Origin of the sequence: Intrasporangium sp., from assembly GCF_040414665.1 — a bacterium.
Classification (GTDB): Bacteria; Actinomycetota; Actinomycetes; order Actinomycetales; family Dermatophilaceae; genus Intrasporangium.
In genome coordinates this window covers 1-5,841 of sequence record NZ_JBEDUL010000125.1, presented here as the reverse complement: position 1 = coordinate 5,841, position 5,841 = coordinate 1, and the positions used below count along the sequence as shown (strand labels likewise).

Annotated in this window: 4 protein-coding genes; 3 read left to right on the top strand and 1 reads right to left on the bottom strand. The window is 71.2% G+C overall.

All coding sequences use genetic code 11. The annotated features are described in order from the left end of the window. The coding region (locus ABF401_RS13140; protein WP_353510013.1) for an NADP-dependent isocitrate dehydrogenase at positions 1-2,140 on the bottom strand (2,140 nt) is incomplete at its 3' end. Between the two features lie 148 nt (positions 2,141-2,288). Here ABF401_RS13140 and ABF401_RS13135 point away from each other — a divergent pair. The 3 genes from ABF401_RS13135 (at position 2,289) to ABF401_RS13125 (ending at position 5,825) form a co-directional block, all read left to right on the top strand. Next, a complete protein-coding gene (locus ABF401_RS13135) occupies positions 2,289-3,413 on the top strand; it encodes a maleylacetate reductase (protein ID WP_502908238.1) in 1,125 nt (374 codons plus the stop codon). After that, entirely contained in the window at positions 3,410-4,375 is a 966-nt protein-coding gene (locus ABF401_RS13130) for a hydroxyquinol 1,2-dioxygenase (RefSeq protein WP_353510011.1), read from the top strand. Before ABF401_RS13135 ends, ABF401_RS13130 begins: the two co-directional genes overlap by 4 nt. A gap of 76 nt (positions 4,376-4,451) precedes the next feature. Continuing rightward, entirely contained in the window at positions 4,452-5,825 is a 1,374-nt protein-coding gene (locus tag ABF401_RS13125; protein WP_353510010.1) for a serine hydrolase domain-containing protein, read from the top strand. Positions 5,826-5,841 lie beyond the last annotated feature (16 nt).

The window sequence follows — 5,841 nt, the reverse complement described above, 5'->3', positions numbered from 1 at the left end:
CGGCGTCGGTCTTGTAGTAGCCGCCGATGTCGGCCGGCTGGCCCTGGACGGCGATGAGCTCGGCGTCGATGGCCTCGGCCTTCTCGGCGAGCTGTGCCGCGACGTCCGTGAAGGCCTCGGCCAGCTCGGCGTCCGCCGTCTGGGCCGCAAGCTCTCGCGCCCAGTAGAGCGCGAGCCAGAAGTGGCTGCCACGGTTGTCGATCTGGCCGACCCTGCGAGCCGGTGACTTGTTCTCGTCCAGCAGCTTCCCGGTGGCGCGGTCGAGCGCGTCGCCAAGGACCCTGGCCCTGGGGTTGTCCGTGGCCTCGCCGAAGTGCTCGAGGCTGACGGCCAGCGCGAGGAACTCGCCGAGGCTGTCCCAGCGCAGGTAGTTCTCGGCGACGAGCTGCTGGACGTGCTTGGGGGCCGAGCCGCCGGCGCCCGTCTCGAACAGCCCACCGCCCGCGATGAGCGGAACGACGGAGAGCATCTTGGCCGACGTGCCCAGCTCGAGGATCGGGAACAGGTCGGTGAGGTAGTCACGCAGCACGTTGCCCGTGACGGAGATCGTGTCCTCGCCCTTGCGGATCCGCTCGAGGGAGAAGGCGATCGCCTCGGTCGGCTTGAGGATCTCGATGTCGAGCCCCTCCGTGTCATGCTCGCCGAGGTACTCCTTGACCTTGGCGATGAGGTTCGCGTCGTGGGCGCGGTCCTCGTCGAGCCAGAACACCGCGGGGGCCCCGGTCGCCCGGGCGCGGGTCACCGCGAGCTTGACCCAGTCGCGGATCGGGACGTCCTTGGTCTGGCAGGCCCGCCAGATGTCACCGGTCGACACCTCGTGCTCCAGCAGGACGTCACCCGCCGAGTTGACCACGCGGACCACACCGTCGGCCGCGATCTCGAACGTCTTGTCGTGGCTGCCGTACTCCTCGGCCGCCTGGGCCATCAGGCCGACATTGGCAACCGAGCCCATCGTGGCCGGGTCGAAGGCGCCGTTCGCGCGGCAGTCGTCGATGACGACCTGGTAGATGCCGGCATACGAGCTGTCCGGGAGGACCGCGAGGGTGTCCTGCTCGTCGCCCGCGGCGTTCCACATGTGGCCCGAGGTGCGGATCATCGCCGGCATCGACGCGTCGACGATGACGTCGCTCGGCACGTGCAGGTTGGTGATGCCCTTGTCCGAGTTGACCATCGCGATGGCAGGTCCCTCGTCGAACCCAGCCTTGATCGCGGCCTCGATCGCGGAGCGCTTGTCCTCTGGCAGGGCCTGGATGGCGTTGAGGACGGCACCCAGCCCGTCGTTCGGGGACGCGCCGACGGAAGCGAGCTCAGCGGCATACGGCGTGAAGACGTCTGGGAAGAAGGCACGGACGGCGTGGCCGAAGATGATGGGGTCCGAGACCTTCATCATGGTCGCCTTGAGGTGGACCGAGAACAGCACGCCCTCGTCCTTGGCGCGGGCCACCTGGGCGGTGAGGAAGTCGCGGAGCGCGGCGACGTTCATGACGGTGCCGTCGACGACCTCGCCGGCCAGGACGGGCAGCGACTCCTTGAGGACGGTGGTCGTGCCGTCCGCGGCCACGTGCTCGATGCGCAGGGTGTCGTCCTGGTCGAGGACGACGGACTTCTCGTTGTGGCGGAAGTCGCCCCCGTCCATGGTCGCGACGTTGGTCTGGCTGTCGGCCGACCACGCGCCCATCGAGTGGGGGTGCTTGCGGGCGTAGCTCTTCACGGACGCCGGGGCACGACGGTCCGAGTTGCCCTCGCGCAGAACGGGATTTACGGCCGAGCCCTTGACCTTGTCGTACGCCGCCCGGGTCGCCTTCTCCTCGTCGGTCGCCGGGTTGTCCGGGTAGTCCGGAACGGCGTGGCCCTCGTCCTGCAGCTCCTTGATGGCGGCCTTGAGCTGGGGGATCGAGGCCGAGATGTTGGGCAGCTTGACGATGTTGGCCTCGGGTCGCTTGGCGAGGGCGCCGAGCTCGGCGAGCGCGTCCGGCGCCAGGTCGAAGGCCGCGAGGATCCGACCCGCGAGGGATATGTCGCGCGTCTCGACCTTGACGCCTGCCTTCCCTGCGAACGCCTGGACGATCGGCAGCAGCGACGCCGTGGCGAGCGCGGGGGCCTCGTCGGTGTACGTGTAGATGATTGTCGAGTCCGTCACCTGAGCTCCATTCCGAGGGTTCTGAGAGAGATCGTTAGAAATCTTGATATCAAGATAACGGATGCTGGCGGTGCGTGGCGCCCTGCCCATGCTGCCGTCGTGACCTGCCCCACGCCACCCCCGGTCAGGGGTTGCGGGCTGGTGCACGATGAGGGGCATGGCCTTCGTGCACGAGACCCTGCCGCAGCGTGTCGCCCTGGAGCGCGGCGGGGCGGGCCGACGGCTCGCCGACGAAGTGGCCCGGCTCGCGGCACGGCGGGTGATGGTCATCGCGGCCGGCTCCGCGTCCGCGGTGGCCGACCACATCACGTCCGGGCTACCCGAGGCCGTGCGCTGGCACGAGGTCCGCCAGCACGTGCCGGTCGAGCTGGCCGAGCGGGCCCGCGCCGCGGCGGCCGAGGCGTCCGTCGACGCCATCGTCACGGTGGGCGGTGGTTCCACGACCGGGCTCGGCAAGGCCGTGGCGCTGACGACCGGCCTGCCGATCATCGCGGTCCCCACGACGTATGCGGGCTCCGAGGCCACCCCCGTCTGGGGACTCACCGAGGGGCGCGTCAAGCGCACCGGGACGGACCAACGGGTGCTCCCTGTTGCGGTCGTCTACGACAGCGAGCTGTCGTCGTCGCTGCCGGTGGGCCTTGCTGTCGCGTCCGGCCTCAATGCCCTGGCCCACTCCGTCGACAGCCTCTGGGCGCCGGGGGCCGATCCGATCAACCAGGCCCTTGGACTGGAGGGCGTCCGCGCGCTGGCGGTCGGGCTGCCACGGCTCGTCGCCGACGCGGACGACGCGGACGACGCGGACGCTCGCGACCAGGCCCTCTACGGCTGCTACCTCTCGGCCGTCTCGTTCGCCTCGGCCGGTTCGGGGATGCATCACAAGATCTGTCACGTGCTCGGTGGCGCCTATGACCTGCCCCACGCGCAGACCCATGCGATCGTGCTGCCCCACGTCCTGGCGTACAACGCGCCCGCAGTGCCCCGCCTCGCCGGCAGGCTCGCCGAGGCACTGGGCGGCTCCCTGCCAGGCGGGCAGGACGATGCCGCTGTTGCCGCTGCGGCGGTCGACGCCCTGGAGGCGCTGCGCCTGCGGCTCGGTGCCCCGCGCGCGCTGCGGGACTACGGGCTGGCCGAGGCCGATCTGCCCGAGGCTGCGGCCCGCTGCCTGGCGGCCATTCCGGAGTCAAACCCGGTTCCGGTCACCGAGGCGTCACTGGCCGCGCTGCTCGGCGCGGCCTGGGCAGGACGTCAACCAACGATCAGGAGCGAGCGATGACCCACCAGACCCTTTCCAGCGGACCCGGTTCGTCCGAGCAGCCGGCCACTGAGCAGCCGGCCAGTGAGCAGCCGGCCAGTGAGCAGGCGGTCCGCGAGCAGGCGCTCGTCGACGAGGTCGTCGCCTCCTTCGCGGGCGCGCAGTCGCCGCGGCTGCGCCAGCTGATGGAGGCACTCGCCCGGCACGCGCACGCCTTCGTGCGCGAGACCCGACTCACCGAGGAGGAATGGGCGGCTGCCATCGAGTTCCTCACCGCGGTCGGGCACATCACCGACGACACGCGCCAGGAGTTCATCCTGCTCTCCGATGTTCTCGGCCTCTCGATGCAGACCATCACGGTGAACAACGAGGCCGTCGGCGAGGCGACCGAGGCGACGGTGTTCGGCCCCTTCTTCGTCGAGGGCGCGCCCCGGATCGAGCTCGGTGGTGATTTGGCCTTCGGTGCGAAGGGACGGCCCTGCTGGGTCGAGGGCACCGTGACGGACACCGACGGGCGGCCGCTCGCGGGAGCCCGCATCGAGGTGTGGGAGGCCGACGAGAACGGCTTCTACGACGTCCAGTACGGCGACGGCCGCACGGCCGCTCGCGCGCACCTGTTCACCGACGACAACGGCGCCTACCGCTTCTGGGCGGTCACCCCGACGCCCTACCCGATTCCGCACGACGGGCCGGTCGGGCGGATGCTCCAGGCCGTCGGCCGCTCGCCCATGCGCGCGTCCCACCTGCACTTCATGGTCTCGGCCGAGGGGCACCGGACCCTCGTGACGCACATCTTCGTGTCCGGCGACGACTACCTCACCCACGACAGCGTCTTCGGGGTCAAGGACTCCCTCGTCAGGGAGTTCCAGCCCCAGCCCGCGGGGACGCCGACTCCCGACGGGCGCGACCTCGGGGACACCGAGTGGACGAGGACTCGCTTCGACATCGTCCTCCCCCCGGCGCGGACCTCCTCCACCTCCTGACGAGCCAAAACACAACCGCCCCGTCGTATGCCGCTAAGCCCGCGCCGCGCGCGCGTGCCGTCACTAGGGTGGCCGGGTGACGAACGACGCCGAGACCCAGCCCATCGACCCGTCGACCGCGCGCCACCTCGACCGACGGCTCGCGGGCATCCAGCGGGAGTCCAGGCTGCCGTCGGTCGCGGCCGGCATCGTGCGTGACGGGCGCCTCGCCTGGGGTCACGCCGTCGGCACGCTCGACGGCCGGGCGGGAGGTGAGCCAGCTGACCTCGACACGCAGTATCGGATGGGCTCGATCACCAAGCCGTTCGTCGCCGTCGCGGTGATGCGGCTGCGGGACGCCGGACGCCTCGACCTCGAGGACCGGTTCGAGGACCACGTCCCGGGATCACAGCTCGGCCGGGCCACCATCGCGCAGCTGCTGTCGCACGCCGCCGGCATCCAGGCGGAGACCAACGGGCCGTGGTGGGAGCGCACGCCAGGTGGGTCCTGGGACGAGCTGGCTGGGTCGCCCGTCGGGCAGCGGTTCCGTGCGGGGCGCCGCTTCCACTACACGAACGTCGGGTACGCCGCCCTGGGCGAGCTGCTGGCGCGCGCGAACGGTGTCGGCTGGTTCGAGGTCGTGCGCCGCGACGTCCTCGAGCCGCTCGGCCTGAACCGCACGACGGCCCGACCATCGGGGAAGGCCGCACCCGGCTGGGCGGTCCATCCGTTCGCTGACGTCCTGCTGCCAGAGCCTGAGCACGACGCCGGGGCGATGGCTCCGGCCGGGCAGCTGTGGACCACGGTGGAGGATCTCGCGAAGTGGGCCGCCTTCCTCGCGGGCGATACGGGCGACGTGCTCGCCCGCGACACCCTCGACGAGATGCTGGAGCCGCACGTCGTGGGTGACAACCCGGGCCAGCCGTGGACGGCCGCGCACGGGCTGGGCTGGCAGGTGTGGAACCTCGACGGCCGCCGCCTGGCCGGGCATGGCGGGTCGATGCCCGGGTTCCTCGCGGGGCTCCGTGTCGACCTCGAGTCAGGCGACGGGCTCGTGGCCTTCACGAACTCGACGGCAGGACCGTTCGGCCCGCAGGTCGCCCCGCTGCTCGCCGAGTTCATGGAGCGGGAGCCCAAGGCCGCGGAGCCGTGGCAGGCGGCCGGGGACCCGGGCACGCTGGAGCTCGTCGGGATGTGGCACTGGGGCCCTGCTGTGACGGTGGCCAAGGTGGTCGCCGAGCATCTCGTCCTCGGCGAGCCGGGCGAGGGGCGTGGCGCGCGGTTCGAGCGGGTCGGTACGGACGAGTGGGTGGGTCTCGACGGGTACTACACCGGGGAACCGCTGCGGATCATCCGCGGCGCTGACGGCACGGTCTCCCACCTCGATCTCGCATCGTTCCGCTTCACGCGCACGCCCTACGACGCCTCCGCCGACATTCCCGGCGGCGTCGACGAGGCCGGCTGGCGCTAGGAGCCCGCTGGGTCTT